This window comes from Candidatus Desulforudis audaxviator MP104C (assembly GCF_000018425.1).
In the GTDB taxonomy this organism is placed as follows: Bacteria; Bacillota; Desulfotomaculia; order Desulfotomaculales; family Desulforudaceae; genus Desulforudis; species Desulforudis audaxviator.
The window spans coordinates 964,333-983,653 of the sequence record NC_010424.1 but is presented as its reverse complement, the minus strand read 5'-3'; the positions used below and the strand labels follow the sequence as shown (position 1 = coordinate 983,653).

At 62.3% G+C, this 19,321-nt stretch carries 19 protein-coding genes, 1 other RNA gene and 1 riboswitch; of the genes, 3 read left to right on the top strand and 17 right to left on the bottom strand.

The annotated features are described in order from the left end of the window. Nucleotides 1-130: 130 nt before the first annotated feature. The 10 genes from trxA to alaS form a co-directional block, all read right to left on the bottom strand. On the bottom strand, nucleotides 131-454 hold the full coding sequence (gene trxA / locus DAUD_RS04645) for a thioredoxin (protein WP_012302020.1): 324 nt from the start codon (nucleotides 452-454) through the stop codon (nucleotides 131-133). Between the two features lie 71 nt (nucleotides 455-525). After that, on the bottom strand, nucleotides 526-723 hold the full coding sequence (locus DAUD_RS04640; protein WP_012302019.1) for an FmdB family zinc ribbon protein: 198 nt from the start codon (nucleotides 721-723) through the stop codon (nucleotides 526-528). A gap of 196 nt (nucleotides 724-919) precedes the next feature. Further along, on the bottom strand, nucleotides 920-2,581 hold the full coding sequence (locus DAUD_RS04635) for a peptidoglycan D,D-transpeptidase FtsI family protein (RefSeq protein WP_012302018.1): 1,662 nt from the start codon (nucleotides 2,579-2,581) through the stop codon (nucleotides 920-922). Between the two features lie 326 nt (nucleotides 2,582-2,907). Further along, complete coding sequence (mltG, locus tag DAUD_RS04630; RefSeq protein ID WP_012302017.1) at nucleotides 2,908-3,945, bottom strand: endolytic transglycosylase MltG; 1,038 nt, start codon at nucleotides 3,943-3,945, stop codon at nucleotides 2,908-2,910. Nucleotides 3,946-4,083: 138 nt separating this feature from the next. Beyond that, the gene (locus DAUD_RS11545; RefSeq protein WP_012302016.1) at nucleotides 4,084-5,559 is read right to left on the bottom strand and encodes a VanW family protein; all 1,476 of its coding nucleotides are present in this window, start codon (nucleotides 5,557-5,559) and stop codon (nucleotides 4,084-4,086) included. 12 nt (nucleotides 5,560-5,571) lie between these two features. Beyond that, complete coding sequence (locus DAUD_RS04620; protein ID WP_041571156.1) at nucleotides 5,572-5,829, bottom strand: DUF1292 domain-containing protein; 258 nt, start codon at nucleotides 5,827-5,829, stop codon at nucleotides 5,572-5,574. 62 nt (nucleotides 5,830-5,891) lie between these two features. Beyond that, nucleotides 5,892-6,317, bottom strand: coding sequence for a Holliday junction resolvase RuvX (gene ruvX, locus DAUD_RS04615; protein WP_012302014.1), 426 nt, complete (start codon nucleotides 6,315-6,317; stop codon nucleotides 5,892-5,894). 2 nt (nucleotides 6,318-6,319) lie between these two features. Beyond that, entirely contained in the window at nucleotides 6,320-7,291 is a 972-nt protein-coding gene (locus DAUD_RS04610) for an aldo/keto reductase (RefSeq protein ID WP_320408592.1), read from the bottom strand. A gap of 11 nt (nucleotides 7,292-7,302) precedes the next feature. Beyond that, nucleotides 7,303-7,581: an IreB family regulatory phosphoprotein gene (locus DAUD_RS04605; RefSeq protein ID WP_012302012.1), complete on the bottom strand. Its 279-nt coding sequence runs from the start codon at nucleotides 7,579-7,581 to the stop codon at nucleotides 7,303-7,305. A gap of 94 nt (nucleotides 7,582-7,675) precedes the next feature. Then, nucleotides 7,676-10,318: an alanine--tRNA ligase gene (gene alaS, locus DAUD_RS04600; protein WP_012302011.1), complete on the bottom strand. Its 2,643-nt coding sequence runs from the start codon at nucleotides 10,316-10,318 to the stop codon at nucleotides 7,676-7,678. A gap of 288 nt (nucleotides 10,319-10,606) precedes the next feature. After that, nucleotides 10,607-10,723, top strand: a riboswitch (SAM riboswitch). Nucleotides 10,724-10,809: 86 nt separating this feature from the next. On the opposite strand from alaS, the gene DAUD_RS04595 reads away from it, so the two are divergent. Genes DAUD_RS04595 through DAUD_RS04585 form a run of 3 tightly spaced genes read left to right on the top strand, consistent with a single transcriptional unit; the run spans nucleotide 10,810 to nucleotide 13,159 of the window. After that, nucleotides 10,810-12,018: a homocysteine biosynthesis protein gene (locus DAUD_RS04595; protein ID WP_041570823.1), complete on the top strand. Its 1,209-nt coding sequence runs from the start codon at nucleotides 10,810-10,812 to the stop codon at nucleotides 12,016-12,018. Beyond that, a complete protein-coding gene (locus DAUD_RS04590) occupies nucleotides 12,018-12,425 on the top strand; it encodes an NIL domain-containing protein (RefSeq protein ID WP_012302009.1) in 408 nt (135 codons plus the stop codon). Before DAUD_RS04595 ends, DAUD_RS04590 begins: the two co-directional genes overlap by 1 nt. 2 nt (nucleotides 12,426-12,427) lie before the next feature. Further along, nucleotides 12,428-13,159, top strand: a complete 732-nt coding sequence (locus tag DAUD_RS04585; RefSeq protein WP_012302008.1) for a UPF0280 family protein — start codon at nucleotides 12,428-12,430, stop codon at nucleotides 13,157-13,159. A gap of 23 nt (nucleotides 13,160-13,182) precedes the next feature. On the opposite strand, the gene DAUD_RS12430 is transcribed toward DAUD_RS04585, so the two are convergent. From DAUD_RS12430 to DAUD_RS04560, 7 genes are all read right to left on the bottom strand, one after another. Continuing rightward, nucleotides 13,183-13,362, bottom strand: coding sequence for a hypothetical protein (locus DAUD_RS12430; protein ID WP_456298435.1), 180 nt, complete (start codon nucleotides 13,360-13,362; stop codon nucleotides 13,183-13,185). Between the two features lie 131 nt (nucleotides 13,363-13,493). Next, nucleotides 13,494-14,645, bottom strand: a complete 1,152-nt coding sequence (locus tag DAUD_RS04580; RefSeq protein WP_012302006.1) for a cysteine desulfurase family protein — start codon at nucleotides 14,643-14,645, stop codon at nucleotides 13,494-13,496. 166 nt (nucleotides 14,646-14,811) lie between these two features. Further along, a non-coding RNA gene (gene ssrS, locus DAUD_RS12050) (6S RNA) lies at nucleotides 14,812-14,998 on the bottom strand. 94 nt (nucleotides 14,999-15,092) lie between these two features. Continuing rightward, nucleotides 15,093-16,883: an aspartate--tRNA ligase gene (gene aspS / locus DAUD_RS04575; RefSeq protein ID WP_041571154.1), complete on the bottom strand. Its 1,791-nt coding sequence runs from the start codon at nucleotides 16,881-16,883 to the stop codon at nucleotides 15,093-15,095. A gap of 32 nt (nucleotides 16,884-16,915) precedes the next feature. After that, entirely contained in the window at nucleotides 16,916-18,178 is a 1,263-nt protein-coding gene (gene hisS, locus DAUD_RS04570) for a histidine--tRNA ligase (protein ID WP_012302004.1), read from the bottom strand. 61 nt (nucleotides 18,179-18,239) lie between these two features. Next, nucleotides 18,240-18,644, bottom strand: a complete 405-nt coding sequence (locus tag DAUD_RS04565; protein ID WP_012302003.1) for a hypothetical protein — start codon at nucleotides 18,642-18,644, stop codon at nucleotides 18,240-18,242. A gap of 32 nt (nucleotides 18,645-18,676) precedes the next feature. Next, nucleotides 18,677-19,318, bottom strand: a complete 642-nt coding sequence (locus tag DAUD_RS04560) for an MBL fold metallo-hydrolase (RefSeq protein WP_012302002.1) — start codon at nucleotides 19,316-19,318, stop codon at nucleotides 18,677-18,679. Nucleotides 19,319-19,321: the final 3 nt, after the last annotated feature.

The window sequence follows — 19,321 nt, the reverse complement described above, 5'->3', positions numbered from 1 at the left end:
TTCGAAAAATGGTGCGGGAGGAGAACAAGAATACCGGACATAGTATAACACAAATGCAAACGCCTTACAAGGAATATCAACGGCATTTGTTGCCGCGGTTTCAACGCGGTTCGGGCGTTTGTTGAGACTTCTATTTCTTTAGCAAGGCGTTGATTTTCTCCACCACGACACCGCGCGGGGTGAAGCCGACCTCCTGGTCGACCACCTGACCGTCCCTGAAGAACAACAAGGTGGGAATCCCCTTGATCCCAAACCGCGCGGTCAAGGCCTGATTCTGGTCGACGTTCACCTTGCCGACCTTGACCCGGCCCGCAAACTCTGCCGCCACCTGCTGAATCACCGGGGCCATACTGCGGCACGGGCCGCACCATTCCGCCCAGAAGTCAACCACCACGGGCTGGTCGCTCCTGGTCACTTCGTTCTCGAACGTTTTTTCATTGATTTCTACTATCATTCCCGAACCATCCCTTCAACATTATTTTATTATTCTAGGGGAACAGCCTGTTCCCCAATTTGTCAGATCCTTCACCCGCCGCCCACAGCACCACCGGAACCGCATTTGTCCCGGGAGGGCTTCCGGCCGAACAAACTGAAGGGGGAAATGATCTGCCGGATATTCCTGCTCCGGCAACGCGGGCAATGTACCCCGTCTTTCTCCGACAACTGAATCAGCACGGTAAACTGATGCCCGCAATTACGGCATCTGAAGTCATAGATCGGCATGAAACAACACACCTCCCCCTCAGTGCAAGGCACACGTTTATATGACTGCCTTACTATTGTATTATAATTATAAACGCCATTTCCAGGCAATATTTATCATTCATCATTTTTGGGCAAAACACCGTCATTAGCCATTTTATTAGCATGGTACCCGGAAGCAAACCGGTATCCAAAGTTAATTTGCGGTAGCATAGGATTAGTGGGCGAGGATTTGCTCCGCGACCTCCCGGAACACCGGAGCGGCACTCTGACCACCGTTGCCGCCCCCGCGCACGAACACCGTAATCGCGTAGCGCGGCTTTTCCGCTGGCACGTAGCCGGAAAACCAGGCGTTGTTGTTCCCGTTCGCGGTTTGTGCCGTTCCGGTCTTCCCGGCGCTTCCCCATCCGGGTACCCGGGCGGCTTCCCCGAGTTCCCCCGCGATCACCGATTTGAGCAGCGTGTTCATGGCCCGTGCCGTACCGGCCGTCATTATCCGCTCCGGCGCTCCCGGCTCCAATGTCCGAACCACCCGGTTTTCCCGTCGGATTTCAATCACCAGCCGCGGGGGAATGTAAACCCCATCCCGCCCCACCGCCGCCACCAGGGCGGTGATTTGCAGGGGGTTCACCAAAACCGGTCCCTGGCCGATTCCCGCGTTCACCAGGTTGTAAGGCCGACTGATGAGGTCGAGATCCTGACGCCGGTCGGGTGGAAAAGGAAACCCGATCACCGCCTGCTGGTCCAGTTTGAAACGGCGGGCGTACTCCACGACCTTGTCGCTGCCCAACTGCAGCGCCAGGCGGGCAAAAGCGGGATTGCAGGAAACGGCGAAGGCCTCAGCAAAACCGACCGCACCGTGGCCCTCAGCCAGCCAGCACCGTACCAGCCTGTCCTCGTGCCCGGCACAGGCAAACGTCGTGTCGGGCGCCACAATTCCCTCCTCCAGTGCCGCGGCCGCCACCACAATTTTAAATATGGAGCCCGGCTGGTACAGGGCCAGGGCCTGGTTGTTGAACACGTCTGCCACTCCGGAACTCAGATACTCGCCCACCCGGGCCGGGTGGTAGTCGGGCCGTGAGGCCAGGGCCAGAATATCTCCGGTGGCGATATCCAGGACCACTACTGCCCCCGTCTCGATTTTCCGGTCCATGACCTCCTCTACGATCTCCTGCACGGCAAGATCCAGGGTCAATCGTACGTCCTGACGCCCGTCATCCCCCTTGTGGGTCTCGACGACCAGCCCCAGGCCCGGCAACGGGAGACCGCGGGCGTCAAAAAAGCTGCGCACCACCGCCACCGGCTGCCGGCCGGCGAGTTCGGGTTCATAAAACAATTCGATTCCCGACTTGCCGGCCAGCCGGCCGGGTTCGGCCGCCGCTCCGGAGGCCGCGGGCGAATGCGGGCCCAGGTGCCCCAGAACGTGGGCCGCCACCGGGCGTTCCCCGTACCTGAAGGCCACCGGCAGCACTCCGACTCCCGGCCAACCCCGGGCCAGAACAGTCTCCTTCTGGACCCGGGACAGCGGATACGGCAGGATGCCGGGGGAATCCAGGTGTGCCCGGATCTCACCGGCATCAACGCCCAGAATCGCCGCCAGCTCCGCCGCCAACCCTTCCCGTTCCGGAAGGAGCTGCGGGATCACCACGATCCGGGCCGCGGCGTGCCGGCCCGTCAAGTCAAAAAGATTCCGGTCCAGGATCGCGCCGCGGGGCACGGACTCCAGAGAAACCTGCACCGCGGTCTGGCTGAGTTTGGCCACCCTGAAAGCGGCGTGCTGAGTGATCTGGACTTCCCCGAGCTTCCCAGCCAACAGAGCTAGGGCGGCCACCAAGCCCACGAAAACCCAGCGCACACGTCTCCGGCGCAATTGCTCCAACGGCCTTCAATCCCCTTCCAAACCCATTCCCGGACGCGGTCGGCCGGAGTCGCGCCGCCGATGTCCTTCGGGAACTAGCTAGCTTGGAATAGCTTTGCCTGCAAACCCGGGTTTTATGCGGGAAGACCCACCCGTTAGGGCGTAATGTAGTAAAAGGATTTAGACCCTATGCCGTAAACAGCGTACAATATGGAGAGAATATGTGGTCCAGCCGAACATTGGGTGATGGGGAAAGAAACCAGGTATCGATAAGGCTTTGGCTGTCATTAAATCCTGGTTTTTGGTTTCTTATTCTGACTTCTGGCTTCTGGCTCCTGAATTCTGTTCTAGGGCAGGTACCGCCGCTTGTTGGCGTTGTGCTCGGCCAGGGTGCGGGAAAAGGCGTGGGTGCCGTCGGGTTTGGCGACGTAGTAGAGGTAGTCGTGTTGGTCGGGGTCCACCGCGGCAATCAGGGAGTCCCGGCCCGGGCTGGCGATGGGACCCGGGGGGAGGCCGGAATACCGGTAGGTGTTGTAGGGGGAGTCAACCTCCAGGTCGCGGTACAGCACCACCTGGCGGTCGAAGTCGCCCAGCGCGTAGATGATGGTGGCGTCAACCTGCAGGAGCATATTCCGCTTGAGCCGGTTGTGGAGCACCCCGGAAATCACCCGGCGCTCTTCAGCCACGCGTGCCTCACGCTCGATCAGGGAGGCAAGGGTCACCGCTTCGTGCAGATTAAGACCGTGTGCCGCGGCCCGGCGCTCCAGATCCAGGCGGGCAGTTTCCTCTTCGAAACGGGCGAGCAGAAGCCGGATGATCTGTTCTTCGCTGGTCCCGATGGAAATCATATAGGTGTCCGGGAAAAGGTAGCCTTCCAGCGAGCGTTGCTCCTCCGGCAGGCCGGACAACAGCGGATGAGACGCCGCCTTCTCGTCCAGGAGCCGCGTAAAGACATCGGCGTCCACGAACCCGCGGTCTGCCAGCAAAACGGCGGTCTGCTTCAAGGTCAGCCCCTCGGGGATGGTGAACGCCACGAGCCTGGCCCGGCCCTGGGCCAGAATCTCAATGATCTCCGGGGTGGACAGAGACGGGGAAAGCTCGTACTCTCCCGCTTTCAGGACGGCATCCAGTCGCCGAAACCGGGCATACAACCGGAAAGCGGTGGCGTTCCGGATTAGGCCCTTGTCGGCCAAGATGGCGCCGATCTGCCCGGTGCTTGCCCTGGCCGGGATCTCCACCAGCACCGGATCCGTTTCCCGGTCGCAAACCGGCGCCAGCATCGCGTTGGCGGTGATCCAGGCGGCGCCGATCAGAAAAGCGGCCGATCCCAGGAGCCCCAAAAGAATGTACAGGGAACGGTCGATGACTGTCTGCCGGAAGGTCAAGGCAAGTACCTCTCGGGTTGCTTGTTGGTCAAAATTATAGCAGCCCGGGCAGCAAAAAGAAATACCGGCCCCCGTCCCTTCGCCGGGCTAGGTTCGCCGCAGCGCCTCACTGTCGCCCAACAGAAGCATTTACCGGAGTCATTCCGGCTGCAGAACACGATTTTCCTCTCGCGGGGGTATTGATCCGGGTGGAGACAACGGGTTACCGGGGTCGGGGATCCAGATCGGCACCCCGCTTTCCGGGGGCACAATCAAGGCCGGAACCGGCTCCCTGGTGCCCACCGCAATGATTTCGGGCACCGGGTGGTAGAAGCTCGCCGGGAGCGGTTCCTTTTCAGCCGCGCCGTTCTGCCACACCCAACGCTCGGCCTGGGCCCGATACCCGCGCAAGCCCGCCTGCTTGACGACTTGCTTGCCCTTTTCCAGGTTTTCGTCATCCTCGTACACGGTCCGGGGTTCCAGTGTTTCGGTGATCCAGCTCTTGATTTCCACCCGGGGATGATACCGGTGGTCGCCGAAGATCTTTACGGAAACCCGGCCGTTGGCCGCCGAAGTCTTGAGGTAAATGTACCCTCCGGTATTATTCCGGAATCTGAGGTCGATCGCCCCGAATACCACGGTGGCATCCCTGCCGATCGGGACGTAAGTCACCGGCAGGGAGTGGTTCTTACGTTCCAAGACTTCGAGGTTGGCCAGGACGACGGCGTTGTACAGGGTGGATGACACCTGGCAGACCCCTCCGCCGATGCCCTCCTGGAACTGGTTCTCGATGATCACCGGTGCGGTCCGATACCCCGCCTCACTGCTGCGGGGACCAACAATACGGTTGAAGGACACGATCTCCCCGGGGGGGATCAACAGATTATTAAGGGCACCCGCCGCCACGCTGATATTGTAAGACCGGTTCACCACCGCGGGATCGTAGTTGGTGCCGAACTCGGCCAGGAGACCGGTCAGGTTCATGGCTTCCACATCGCTGGTGGTATACTCCGGCACAACGTGAACCACAGGAATGGAAACCGGGGCGAGGCGTCCGGTCTCCAGCTGCTGCAGGATACGCTGTTTCAACCGGCCGTGATCCACCTGGTAGCCGTCCTGGTGCGGGATGATGTGCACGGTGTCGTCGTTACCGATATGGTACCTGGCGTCCACCGGCGCGCGAGTGATTTCGGTGGTGATCTCGTCGATCACCGTGCGGAACCGGGGTTCTTCAAAATCGGCGCAGAGGTCGAGCTTAAACCCGTTCCGACTGATTTCACCACGCTCCAGCCACTGGGACACAAAAAAACCGGAGCGTCCGGCTTTGAGCGCTTCGCTTGTGATCTTGTCTCCGTCAACGACCAGCCCGAGGTCCCCCAGCTCCACCCGCCACGACCTACTCCCGTAGACCAGGGTAAGCGGTGTGCACCTGAGGCTCTGTTCGAGTGAGCCGACCGCCTCCAGGCATCCCGCCTGGTCAAGGCCGCCCAAGTCAAGACCGTAAACCGACACCCCCGGGAACACAGTTTGCGACCGGCCCTCCACGGTGACAATGCCCCAGAATGTTCCCGTGACGGTCAACAGGAGTGCGGCCAGACCCGAAAGAACCAACAGCAGTAAGCGACGCCCGGTCACGGACCTTTCCCCCTAGTGTTCTCTACCAACTTTCTCCTGCCAGGCGTCGGCAACTTTCTCCCACTCGTCGTCCTCAATCTCGACCAGGATCTCGTTTCCTTCGTCATCCTCCGTGAACTTGAAGATAACCACTTCGTCTTCTTGTTCCTCGTCGTCTACGGGGATCAGGATGGCGTACTCCGTACCGTCCACTTCCAGGATGTCCAGGACAGTAAAATCATGTTCCACACCCTCTTCGTCAATCAGGGTAATGACCTCTTCCGATGTCATGGTCAACTTCTGTTCACTCCTTCACCAAATTATGAGTATTCTATTGGCCGTAGCCATGAACGTCAAGTGTTACGGCCTGATTTCCGGGAATTGAGATAGGAATTCAGGATCAGCGTCGCCGCGAGTTTGTCCACCACCTTGCGGCGCCGGCGGCGGCCCAGATCGGCACTAACCAGTAGTTTTTCCACCTCCGCGGTTGTTAACCGTTCGTCCCAGGTGATCACGGGCACCGTCGAACGCACCCGGAGCTTATCCAAAAAAGACAACACCTTATCGCCCTGGGGTCCGATTTGCCCCGAGAGTGTTTTCGGCAGTCCGGCCACCACCCGCTCGACCCCGTACTGGTCAATGATCTCGGTGATCCGGCGCAGATCCTTTTCCGGCGAGGTCCGCTCCAACACCTCCAGGGGGTAGGCCGCAACCCCGTTTTCATCAGTTAAGGCCACCCCGATCCTCCGGTCGCCGATATCGAGTCCCATCAGGCGCATGGCTAAATCACCTTTATGGCAAATTCCGGGCAAACCGAGGCACAGTACCCGCAGAGGTTGCACAGTTCCTGCCTGGCCGCCGCCCGGCCGTCATCCTTGATATATAGTGCCCCGGCCGAGCACCGCCGCACACATTCCCCGCAGGCAAGACACCAGTGCTCCACCAACAACCGGCGCGGCCGGCGCCTGACAATCTGGCGCAAGCCGTCCGGGACCACCTGGCCGGAAAACAGGCGCACGTTGTATTCAACCTCGAGGGTGGTCTGCATGCCCACCGCCACGGAGGCCAGGTCCCGGATGCCGATGGCGAACCTCAGGGCGGTCTCGGAGTCCTCCAGTAAATGCCCGCCGCCCAAGACTTTCATGCCATAGACACCCTTGCCGTTTTGCGCCGCGATCCGGATGGCCCGCAGCATCGCCCCGGTGTCCCCGTCGCGTATCCCGATTCCGAGCCGGTTGATGATCGGGTGGATCACCTGGATGTCCGGGTCCGCGGTTGCGGCCTCCACCCCGGCCACGTGGTGGGTGGAAATGCCGATCGCGCGCACCAGACCCTTCTCCCGAGCTTCCACCAGGTATTCCAGTGCCGCGCGGTGTCCCCGTAAGGTATGTACCGACTCTTGTTCGTGGAGCAGAAAGACGTCGATGTAGTCCCGTTTCAGAGACCGTAGGGCCCGAATCAGGCTTTTCTCCATCTGGTCCCGGCGATGGGCGTAGCTCTTGGTGGCGATCAGGACGCTGTCCCCGAGGCCCTGGACCGCGCTGCGGATCTGGTCATAGTTCTGGTACAATTCGGCCGTATCGATGAAGTTAACGCCACAGTCAAAAGCGTGCCGCATCACCCGGGCGGCCTCCCGGACCGGGAGGCCGGCCTGCAACGGGCTTAACGTGAGGGAGCCGAAGCAAAGCCGCGAAACTTCAAGCCCGGTGCGCCCCAGTTGACGATATTCCATCGTCCCCCGTCCGGACAGCACAAGTGAAAGCCCTACTCCCCGGTAGGGCTTTTGTGCGCCAGGTAGCTTTTGACCAACTCCTCCAACAACTCATCCCGCTCGAGACGCCGGATCAGATTTCGGGCGTTCCGGTGGCTGGTAATGTAGGAGGGATCGCCGGATAAAAGGTATCCGACTATCTGGTTGATAGGGTTGTAGCCCTTGTCTTTTAAAGCCTGGTGAACGGCCAAGAGGATTTCATAGGCTGCGCTGACCTCTTCCGCCTTCCGCTCAAACCGCACAGTTTGATCCGGGAATTCGGGGTGCGTCACCCTTTGAACCCTCCCTTCAAACGACACTCTTCGGACATGTTCTCCACACGGCAAGTATTTCCTCTGTAAATCCAGTGAAAATCTGGGTGCCCGACTAGGCGGAGCCGCCGTCTACCCGGCGCAGAACCACTTGGCGGGCCTTTTCCAAGGCTTCCGTCAGCTTTTCGGGGTTTTTTCCGCCGGCCTGGGCCATTTCGGGTCGGCCACCGCCGCCGCCTCCGGCCACCGCCGCCGCCTCTTTTATTATCGCCCCGGCGTGCAGTCCACGCGCCACCAGATCCCGCGATACGGACGCAACCAGGCTCACCTTACCGTTCACCGCCGAGCCGAGCACAATCACCGCCGAGCCCAACCGCTCGCGTAGAAGGTCCAGCATGCTGCGCAACTCGGCCATGTCGCGTGCCCGTACGCTGGTCGCCAGGATTCTCACGCCTTCGTGCGTACTCGCCCGGTCCAGGAGTTCTTTGACCTCATAAACCTGCAGGCGGTCCTGCAGTTGTTCGTTTTCGCGCTGGAGTTTTTTCTGGTGGTCAAGCAGCCGCTCGACGTGTACCACCAGTTCGGACACCGGTACGCGCACCGCCTGGGCGATCCGGTGCAACTGCTCGTTCCGGGAATTCAGAAACGCGAGCGCTTCCATGCCGGTAACGGCTTCCAACCGTCTCAACCCGGCCCCGACACTGCTTTCCGCAGTGATCTTCACCGGCCCGATCTCCGCTGTGGACAGCACGTGGGTGCCGCCGCACAGTTCCATGCTCACCCCGTCGATTTGAACCACGCGGACTAGGTCCCCGTATTTCTCTCCAAAGAGGGCGACCGCCCCCAGTTCCCGGGCCCGGTCGAAGGAGGTCTGAAAACTCTCTACACGCAGGTTGGAAAGCACGATCTCGTTGATCCGGCTCTCCACTTCAGCCAGTTCCGCCTCTGAAAGAGGCTGAATGTGGGTGAAGTCAAACCGCAGGCGCTCCGGGGCCACCAAGGAACCGGCCTGGTTCACGTGGGTGCCGAGAACTGCTTTCAGGGTGCGGTGCAGGAGGTGCGTGGCGGTGTGATTCCGGCAGATCTTCCGGCGCCTGGAGCCGTCCACGAGAATCCGGATGCGGGCCCCCTCTTCCAGTACGCCTGCCTCTACCACCACCTCGTGTACGTGGAGCCCCTCCACCGGGGCGAAGGTATCCGTGATCCGGCCCCTGACGTTTTCCCCCTCGATCAGGCCGTGATCACCCACCTGGCCACCGGACTCGGCGTAACAGGGGGTGGTGTCCACCACCAGGCTGACCTGTTCCCCGGAACCGGCCGCAGGCACCCGTTGCCCGTCGCGAATTAGAGCCCGTACGCCGGCGTCGGCCTCCAACTGCTCGTACCCCACAAACCTGGTCAGGCCGATCTCGTCACGCAGGTTCCGGAAGAAGGTCTCCCGCTCCTCCACGTACCTTGTTTCCCGGCGGCTTGAGCGCGCCTTCTGCTGTTGGGCCTTCAACGCCGCCTCAAACCCGGCTTCGTCCACCGCGAGGCCCTGCTCGGCGCAGATCTCCCGCGTCAGTTCCAGGGGAAAACCGTAGGTATCGTAAAGCTGGAAGGCGGCGGCACCCTCGAGAGTGGAGCGTTTCTCGGCCCGGGCCTCGGCGATCAGGCGGCCGATAATTTCGTTCCCCTGAGTCAGAGTCTGGCGGAACCGCTCTTCTTCAAAACGAACGACTTTGCGCACACTGTCCCGCGCCGTCTCCAGTTCCGGATAAGCACCGGCCATCTGTTCGATGACCGCCAGCGCCACCCCTTCCAGGAACGGCTTTTCCCGGCCCAGAAGCAGGGCTTTCCGGACGGCCCGGCGCAACAGGCGGCGAATGACGTAGCCGCGGCCCTCGTTGGAGGGCAGCACCCCGTCCGCGATCGCAAAGGTGATGGCCCGGCCGTGGTCGGCGATGACTTTCAGGGCCGCGTCACCGGCCGGGTCATCGCCGTACCGCACGCCGAGCACCCCAGCCGTGTAGTCAATCAGACCGCGGAAAAGGTCGGTGTCAAAGTTGGTATTTACACCCTGGAGTACGGACGCCACCCGTTCCAGTCCCATCCCGGTGTCAATTCCCGGGCTTTCCAGGGGGGAATAGTCTCCCGCTTCATTACGGAAATACTGGATGAACACGAGGTTCCAGATTTCCAGCCACCGGTCGCAGTCACAACCCGGACCGCAGGAAGCGCTCTCACAACCGTACGCCGGCCCGCGGTCGTAATAGACTTCCGAACAGGGGCCGCAGGGGCCGACGCCTATCTCCCAGAAGTTGGTATCCCGGCCCAGGCGCACGATCCGTTCCGCGGGCACGCCCAGACCGCGCCAGTGATCAAAGGCCTCGTTGTCATCCAGGTACACGGAAATCCACAGGTGTTCCGGTGCCAGCCCGAGGTCCCGGGTTACGAACTCCCACGCCCAGGGGATGGCGCGCTCCTTGAAATAGTCGCCGAAGGAGAAGTTTCCGAGCATTTCGAAGAAGGTGTGGTGGCGCGCCGTTCTGCCCACCATTTCGATGTCGGGGGTGCGCAGGCACTTCTGACAGGTGACCACCCGCCGGAACTCGGGAGTGGCCACGCCGGTGAAATACGGCTTGAACGGCACCATGCCGGCCGACGTCCACAGGAGCGTGGGGTCGTTACCCGGAATCAGGGACGCGCTCGGAATAACCCGGTGCCCCCGGGCCGCGAAGAATTCCAGATAACGCTTACGGATTTCACTGCTGTTCATTTGGCGGACCCCCTCGTTGCGCTCTAAATTATACAAAGAATTGCCAATATGGTCAAGAAAAGCGCGCACCGCGCAAGAAACACCGAGCGCCGGTGGCGAAACGCCCATCCGGACACCCTCCTTGGGCGCGGAGTCCAAGACCGCTGGCACCTCTTTACACAAAAAAAGGTGTCTGACACCTTTTTGTGGGGCCGGTGTTTTCGGTGGCCGGGCACGGCGCGAAAACCTTCTTGACAGCGTCCCGGCCCAACTGCTAGACTGGGAGCATATATTTCATAACGTCCCAATCTCTTATCGAGAGTGGCGGAGGGACTGGCCCGATGAAGCCCGGCAACCAGTCGGTGGCGGTGGTCACCGGCCAGGTGCTAATTCCTGCGGGAGATCGATTCTTCTGGGAGATAAGAGGACCGTATCGTTTTCGGCCTCTTTTCCCTGCGGAGAAGAGGTTTTTCGATTCTCCGGGGGCATCATTTTTTGGAGGTGTGTGTCAGGTGAGCACTAAAACCTACGCCGAAATCAACGCCCGGCTCCGTGAAGGAAAGGCGGTGGTCGTCACCGCGGAAGAGGTGGTGTCCATGGTCCGGGAACAGGGCCTCACCAAAACGGCCCGCCGGGTGGACGTGGTGACCACGGGTACTTTCGCACCGATGTGTTCCTCCGGAGTATACTTGAATTTCGGCCACAGCGCCCCGCGCATCAAGGGGCACCGGGTATTCTTGAACGACGTGCCGGCCTGCGGCGGTCTCGCGGCGGTGGACACTTTCCTGGGAGCGACTTCCGTCCCGGAAACCGACCCCTTGAACCGGAACCACCCCGGCGAGTTCCGGTACGGAGGGGGTCACGTCATTCACGACCTGGTAGCCGGCAATCCGGTCAAGCTGAAGGTGGAGGGTTACGGCACCGACTGCTATCCCCGGCGCGAGATCGAGACCTGGATCACCCTGGACGACCTGAACGAGGTCGTGCTTTTCAACCCGCGTAACGCTTATCAGAACTACAACGTGGCGGTGAACCTGGGCCCCAGGACGCTTTATACCTATATGGGAGTCTTGAAACCCGACCTGGGCAACGCTCACTATTCGACCAGCGGACAATTGAGTCCGCTTCTGAAGGACCCATATTTCCGGACCATTGGCATCGGCACCCGGATCTTCCTGGGCGGAGGCACCGGCTACGTGGTCTGGAACGGCACCCAGCACTTCCCCGCCGTGCGGGAAGGCCCGGTGGAGGGTTCGGTGTTCGCGGCCGGGGGTACCCTCACGGTGCTGGGCGACCTGAAACAGATGAGCCCCCGCTGGCTGGTGGGCGCCAGTTTCCTGGGCTACGGAGCCACGCTGGTGGTGGGCCTCGGCATCCCGATCCCCGTCCTGGATGAAGAGGTGTTGCGCTATGCCGCCCTGGCGGACGAGGATCTGTACGCGCCGGTCGTGGACTACAGCGAGGCCTATCCGCAGCGCCATCCCGGCAACCTGGGGCTCGTTAGCTACGCCGAACTGAAGTCGGGCACGATCGAGGTCCGGGGCCGCAAAGTACCCACCGCGCCCCTGTCAAGCTACAGCAGGGCGCTGGAGATCGCCACTATCCTGAAAGAGTGGCTCTTGTCCGGGGAATTTCTGCTGTCCGAGCCGGTCCGCCTACTCCCGTCCCCGGAGGCCGGCCTTACCGGCAAACCGCTTGAAATCAAGGGTCCAAAGGAGTGATGACCGTGGCTACCAGAAAGGTGGTCCTGCGTTTTCCGGCCGAAGTGGCCGACAAACCCCTGATCTATTACCTGGTCAAGGATTACGACCTGATGGTGAACATTCTGAAGGCGAACATAAACCCGCACAAGCAGGGGACCATGATCGTGGAGCTGACCGGGGAAGCCCTTGAGGCGGGCCTCGCCTTCGCGGCCTCCCGGGGAGTGGCCGTCCAGCCGCTGAGCGAGGAGATCGTCCGCAGCGAGGAACGGTGCATCAGCTGCGGGGCCTGTACGGCGATCTGCCCGGTCGGGGCGCTGTACGTCGAACGGCCGGAGATGACCGTTGCTTTTGACGGACAGAAATGCATCGTCTGTCAGCTGTGCACGCGGGCTTGCCCCGTGCGGGCCATGGAGGTCAAGTTTTAGCTTTGGAAAGGACTTACCGGCGGCAGCTGCGCCAGGAGGACCTGACCCACTTCCAGGTGGTGGTGCGCCAGACCGACCTTTTGATCGGGGTCCGGCGTGACCGTTTCACCCCGGCGCTCGCCCGCGAGGTCGAACGGTACGTCCAGGAGCTGCGGCGCGGGCTCGAGTCCTACATCGCTGGCGATCCTGCCTTCCTGCACGCCATGGAGCCCCACCCCGTCCGGAGCGGGGCTCCGCCGGTCGCCGCCGACATGGCGGCGGCGGCGGCGCTGGCCGGAGTCGGGCCCATGGCCGCGGTGGCCGGTGCCATCGCCGACCATGTCGGCCGGTTTCTCGCCCGGTACTCCCGGGATGTATTCGTGGAAAACGGGGGTGACCTGTTCATCAAGTCGGCGCGCCGGCGTCTGGTCGGCATTTACGCCGGGGATTCCCCGCTGAGCAACCGCATCGGGGTGGAAGTCACCCCCGGAATGACACCGCTCGGGCTGTGCACGTCCTCGGGCACCATCGGTCACTCCGTCAGCTTTGGAACGGCGGACGCTGTGACCATCCTGGCCCCCTCGGCGGCGCTGGCCGATGCGGTCGCCACCGCCGCAGCGAACCGGGTGAAAAAACCCGCCGACCTGGCCGGGGCGGTTGAATTCGCCCTTTCGGTCGCGGGCGTGACCGGGGCGCTGGCTATAATTGGGGATGATCTGGCGGTTAAGGGACAGGTAAGACTGGTACCGCTTTAGACCGGTCACGCCGGCGCTTGATTTCAGTAAACCAATTCGTTGTTGGGGTCAAAGTCGACCAGACTGCCGTCCTCGTTGACGTCGAAGATCCGCACCCCTTCTTTGTCGATTCTAAATTCCACACAGCAATCCCAGCAGTAGTACTGTTCCACACCCACCTTGCCGGTCGCTCTCCCGCTGCAGATCGGGCAGTGCAAGGCCATTACCCCCTATGAGCCGGATCGGCGTTTGCTATTAGTATGCCCCGGCTCTTGAAAATTAGATTCCGGGGCAGACTCAAACAGTCGGTCACGGAGAGGTGAGAAGTTTGGTTGCGTTTTTCGGCAGAATCCAACTAGCCTTGCATGGGCGGCGCCCGGTTATTGACCAACCGCTCCAGGAGATCGACAAACCGGTCTACCTCCTCGGTGGTGTTGCCTCGGCCCAGGGTCACCCTGACGGCGCCCATTGCCAGTTCGTTGGGCACTCCCATCGCCTGCAGGACATGCGAGGGCGCCCCCGAACCGGCGGCACAAGCCGACGCCGCCGACACGGCCACACCCTCGGCGTCCAAACCCGCCAGCAGTTCAAAACCGGCGACCCCGGCAATCAGAAAATGGGCGTTGTGCGGAATCCGCCGTTCCCGGTGCCCGGTCAAACGCGCCCCGGGCACCCGGAGCAGAACCTGCTCCACCAGCCGGTCCCGCAGGGCTCCGACGCGTGCCGCCTCTGTTTCCAGTTCGGCGACAGCCAGTTCGGCGGCCATTCCCAGACCGGCGATGCCGGCCACGTTTTCGGTGCCCGGCCGGCGCCCCCACTCCTGGCCCCCGCCGTAATTCAGCGGCCGCCAGTTTGTTCCGTTCCGGAGATACAGGGCGCCCGCGCCCTTGGGCCCGTATATCTTGTGCGCTGAGATGGACAAAAGGTCCACCCCCAACTCCCGGACATTCACCGCCATTTTCCCGAAGCCCTGCACGGCGTCGGTGTGGCACAGCGCCCCGGCCGTCCGCGCCAGGGCGGCGATCTCCCCGACCGGCTGGATGGTTCCGACTTCGTTGTTCGCCAGCATGACGCTGACCAGGATGGTGGTCGGCCGCAAAACCGCCGCCACGTCCCCGGGGTCCACGAGGCCCCACTCGTCGACCGGAACCCAGCTGACCTCAAAACCCTCGCGCTCCAGATCCCGGCAGGTGTCCAGCACCGAGTGGTGTTCAATCTGTGAGGCCACGATGTGGCGGCCCCGTTCCCGGTTGGCGTAGGCCGCCCCCCTCAAGGCCAGATAGTTGGCCTCCGAGCCGCCGCTGGTGAAGATGATCTCCCGGGGATCGGCGCCTAACCCCAGGGCCACCCTGACCCGTGCCTTTTCAATGCCTTCCCGGGCCTCGCGCCCGAAGACGTGCCCGCTGGAGGGGTTTCCGAACGTTCCCCTCAGGTAAGTGAGCATTTTGTCGACCACCCGCGGATCGGGTGGGGTGGTCGCTCCGTGATCCAGGTATATCCTCCGCAACCCCAGCGCCTCCTTTTCCCCGGCTTCGGTTAGTGTCCGCCTAACGGTCCCAGTTTATGTCAAATAACAGAGAACCGTGTCCGGACGAACACGGCTATTACCGATCGCAACAAGTCGTGCGAGAATGACTATGTCAGAAAGAGTGTTTTGTTTAAGTACGGAAAAGTAAAACCCCACATTGCCGTGGCTCCGCTCAAAGTTTCCTGAACCCAATCTCAGAACTGGTGGGTGCCCTCCTGGTTGTTTTTCGCTTCCTCGCGGCGGAGGCCTGCAAGCCGCAACCAGAGGCCGGGCTCCCAATGCGTCGGTGTTGGCTCAGAACTTCGAGAATGCCACGGACAAAGTAGGGCTTGTGCTCATATTCTGTTTGCCCGGGTCTTAAACAATACTAGCACAAACGTTCATCTTTGGCAAGTGCCTGAGCCCACGCGCGCCGGGAGGCGGCGGTCACCCGTCGCCGGCTGCACCCTTCGGCTTGCTGGCGACGATTATGCCCAATTCACGCAGCTGTGCCGGAGCGACGGCGTCGGGGGCGCCGGTCATCAGGTCGGTCCCGCTCTGGGTCTTGGGGAAGGCCATCACGTCACGGATGGTTTGTTTGCCGGCGGCGAGCATCACCAGCCGGTCGAACCCGACCGCGAAACCGCCGTGCGGCGGGGTCCCGTATTCGAAAGCTTCCAGCAAAAAACCGAACTTCTCTTTAACCTCCCCAGGTTCAAGGCCGATCGCGCTGAAAACCAGCTCCTGGACGTCCCGGCGGTGTATCCGGATGCTGCCGCCGCCGATTTCGACCCCGTTCAACACCAGGTCATACGCCCGGGCCCGAACCCGCGCCGGTTCTACAGTCAGCAGGGCGATGTCCTCTTCCACGGGCGCAGTGAACGGGTGGTGTACGGCCACAAACCGTTTCTCATCTTCGTCGTACTCCAGGAGCGGAAACTCCCGCACCCAGACAAACTCGTTCCGCGAACGGTCGATCAGTCCCAGCCGTTCGGCCAGGTGACGCCGCAGGGCCGACAGCGCCGCGGCCACCACCGCCGGGCGGTCGGCCACGAACAGCAGCAGGTCGCCCGGCACCGCCTCCAGGCGCCGGACCAGCGCCTCGAGTTCGCCGGCGGTGAAGAACTTGGCAATCGGCGATCTGATCCCCTCTTCGGTATACAGCAGATAGGCCAAACCCCGGGCGCCGTACTGTCCGGCGAACCTGGTCAGGTCGTCCAGCTCTTTCCGGCTGAAAACCGCACCGCCGGGCACGCTGATCCCCTTCACCCGGCCGCCGCCCCCGGCGACGGTCTGGAACACCTTGAAACCGCACCCCGCTGCCACGTCTGTGACGTCATGGAGTTCCATCCCGTAACGCAGGTCGGGCTTATCGGTGCCGAACCGGTCCATGGCGTCGGCGTAGGTTATCCGCGGGAACGGGATTTCGAGTTCAACCCCCGTGGTTTCCCGGTACAACGCGGCCACCATTTCCTCCACGAGGGCCATTACGTCCCCGCTGTCCACAAAGGACATCTCCAGGTCGATCTGAGTAAACTCCGGTTGACGGTCCGCCCGTAGGTCCTCGTCTCGGAAGCAGCGCACAATCTGGAAGTAGCGTTCGCACCCGGAAACCATCAACAGCTGTTTGAACAGCTGCGGTGATTGGGGCAGGGCGTAGAACTTGCCGGGATTCAGCCGGCTGGGCACCAGGTAATCGCGCGCGCCCTCCGGCGTGCTCCGGGTCAGAAAGGGCGTTTCAATCTCCCAGAAGCCCCGGGAATCAAGAAAGTCCCGGACCGCTTTCGCCGCGCGGTGCCGGAATTCAAGGGTCCGCTGCATTTCGGGACGGCGCAGGTCCAGGTAGCGGTAGCGCAGGCGCAGGTTTTCATCTACCTCCACGCCGTCCTCAATGTAAAACACCGGGGTGCGGGCGCGGTTCAAGATCCGCGCCTCCTCCGCCTGGATCTCGATCTCTCCGGTGCTGAGCTTCGGGTTTTCGGTACCCGCCGGGCGCCGGCGGACTGTACCGGCCACGGCCAGCACGTACTCGCTGCGCAAGGTTTGGGCCTTGGTGAAGGATTTCCGGTCCTCGGGGCTAAACACGACCTGCACCACCCCTGACCGGTCCCTCAAGTCGACGAAGACGAGACCCCCGTGATCCCGCCTGCTGTCCACCCAGCCCATGACGACCACCCGTAAGCCTACCTCTTTACGGGACAGGCTGCCGCAGCTGTGGGTGCGTTTCAGTCCCCGCATGGTATCAGTTTCCACTGTCCCACCACCTTTCACTATCCTCGGGCGTCTCGCCGCAGCCGCTCCACGACTTCCCCCAGTGAAACCCTAGTTTGCAGGCCCGCCCCCATATCTCTCAGGATCACCTCACCGGCCTCCAGTTCATCCTTACCCACAATGATCACCCAGCGCGCACCCAACTTGGCGGCAAACTTCATTTGCGCCTTGAGGCTCCGACCGGTGTATTCGCGGTCGGCGGGCACGCCGGCCGCACGCAGTCCGGACAGCAGCACGGTGGCCGTCTCCTCCGTTTCCCCCGCGGTGGCGATGAACACCACCGGACCCTGAGGTAAGACCTCTTCTCCGGCCTGCCTGGACCACAAAAGCAGCGTCCGCTCGAGCCCCAAGGCGAAGCCGACACCGGGAACGGCCGGCCCCCCGATGGCACTCACCAACCCGTCGTACCGGCCGCCGCCGCCCACCGCGTCCTGGGCGCCGCCCCCGGGGACCAGAATTTCAAAGGCGGTCCTGGTATAGTAGTCCAGCCCGCGCACCAGACATGGGTTCAGCTTGAAACTTATTCCCAGGAGGTCCAGATAACGCTGCACCCGGCCGAAATGACCGCCGCACTCCGGACACAGGTAGTCCACTGGGACGGGAGCGCCCCGCCCGGCCTCACGGCACCGCTCTTCCTTGCAGTCCAGGAGCCGCAGCGGGTTTTTCCTAAGGCGGCCTCTGCAGTTTGCACACAATTCATCGGCCCGGGGCTCAAAATAGTCCGCCAGTTTTCTGCGCAGCACCGCCCGGCAGCCGGGACAGCCCACGCTGTTCAGATGCAGTTCCAGGCCGGCCAAGCCCAGCCGGTCGAAGAAGTGCATCGCCAGCGCGATCACTTCGGCGTCGGCGGCCGGGTCCGCCGCCCCGAAAATCTCCACCCCGAACTGGTGGAACTGGCGGTAACGCCCGGCCTGCGGCCGGTCATAACGGAACATCGGCCCGACGTAAAAAAGCTTCACCGGCTGCGGGACGGCGTGCAGGCCGTTTTCCAGATAGGCCCGGGTCACCGGAGCGGTTCCTTCGGGCCTCAGGGTCAGGCTGCGGCCGCCTTTGTCGGTGAAGGTGTACATCTCTTTTTCCACGATGTCGGTGATATCACCCACGCCGCGCTGGAAAAGCTCCGTGGCCTCAAAGAGCGGTGTGCGGATTTCCCCGTACCCGTAAACCCGGCAGAGGTCCCGGATCACCGCTTCCACCCGCTGCCACCTTGCCGTATCCCCCGGCAGGAGGTCGCTGGTACCTCGCGGCCTGGAAATCAGCATTGGCACTCGTCTCCCATCAAAACATAAACTGCCGAGATTTTATGCCGGGCGCAGGAATCTGTCAAGACTCGGTCCCGTTTCCCGGGCCCTGGAGTTCTTCCGGGGAGCACCCGGTCCGGGCGCAAACCAGGTCGATAAAATGACGCGCCAACCGGGTTTCGTTCGGCAGCACCAGTGTGTCCGGCCGGGAGCCGTACTTGCGGAACTTGATGTGGCGGCCCCTCTTGTTCACCCCGTGGTAGCCGGCTGCTGTCAGGGCTTTTACCACCTTGGCCGGAAGCACAATCGGTTCATCGTCCAGAAAAAGGGCGATGGCCTCGCGCAGGTTTTCCAGGCACCCCTCCCGGGTCCCCCCCTGCGCAGATACCCCGAGTTCCACGCACGTGCCCACCAGAAACTCCCCGTCACCGGTCACCACGATGGTGTAACGCCTGTCGCCGGCCTCCGGCGGTTCTTCGTTAAACATTCCCTCACCCCGATTATCTGCCTGTTCTTGCGTCACCATTCGGTCGTCAGGTAGGGGTTCTCCCGCTTTTCAACCCCCATGGTGCTCGCCGGCCCGTGGCCCGGGTAAACCCGGGTGTCATCGGGAAGCGGCTCCAACCGGTTCTTCAGGGAAGCGATGAGCGTTTTGAAATCCCCTCCGGGGAAATCCGTTCGCCCCACAGCCCCGGCGAACAGCGTGTCGCCGCTGAACAGGAAACCCTCGCCCAAAAGGCAGATGCTTCCCCGGGTGTGCCCCGGGGTGTGCAGGACAGTCAGTTGGATTCCGGCGCCGAACTCCACCCGGTCCCCGTCGCCGAGTAGCGTTTCCGCCGCGGATAGAGTGAGCGGGGGGCCGATGTAAGCAGTGAGGTTCCGGTGCGTGTCGGAGAGCAGGGGCGCGTCTTCCCGGTGGATGGCCAGCGTGACACCAGGCTCGCGCCGCAGTTCCCCGCAGGCACCGATATGGTCGGCGTGCCCGTGGGTGAGGACGACCGTTTTCAATTTCAGCCCGTGCTTGTCCAGGGTGCTGCCGATGAGTTCCGCTTCCGCCCCGGGATCGATCACCAGCGCCTCCCGGGTATTGGGACAGCCGAGGATGTAGCAGTTGGTTTGCAGCGCTCCCACCACGAGTGTGTCCAGGATCAGCCTTCGCACTTC

Bases quoted from the DNA above. Each gene is read 5' to 3' on its own strand.
- DAUD_RS04620 (WP_041571156.1), bottom strand. From the start codon at position 5,829: ATGACATCGGAAGAGGTCATTACCCTGATTGACGAAGAGGGTGTGGAA.
- DAUD_RS04565 (WP_012302003.1), bottom strand. From the start codon at position 18,644: ATGTTTAACGAAGAACCGCCGGAGGCCGGCGACAGGCGTTACACCATC.
- hisS (WP_012302004.1), bottom strand. From the start codon at position 18,178: ATGCTGATTTCCAGGCCGCGAGGTACCAGCGACCTCCTGCCGGGGGAT.
- DAUD_RS04640 (WP_012302019.1), bottom strand. From the start codon at position 723: ATGCCGATCTATGACTTCAGATGCCGTAATTGCGGGCATCAGTTTACC.
- trxA (WP_012302020.1), bottom strand. From the start codon at position 454: ATGATAGTAGAAATCAATGAAAAAACGTTCGAGAACGAAGTGACCAGG.
- alaS (WP_012302011.1), bottom strand. From the start codon at position 10,318: ATGAACAGCAGTGAAATCCGTAAGCGTTATCTGGAATTCTTCGCGGCC.
- DAUD_RS12430 (WP_456298435.1), bottom strand. From the start codon at position 13,362: ATGGCCTTGCACTGCCCGATCTGCAGCGGGAGAGCGACCGGCAAGGTG.
- ruvX (WP_012302014.1), bottom strand. From the start codon at position 6,317: ATGCGCCTGATGGGACTCGATATCGGCGACCGGAGGATCGGGGTGGCC.
- aspS (WP_041571154.1), bottom strand. From the start codon at position 16,883: ATGCGGGGACTGAAACGCACCCACAGCTGCGGCAGCCTGTCCCGTAAA.
- DAUD_RS04590 (WP_012302009.1), top strand. From the start codon at position 12,018: ATGACCGTGGCTACCAGAAAGGTGGTCCTGCGTTTTCCGGCCGAAGTG.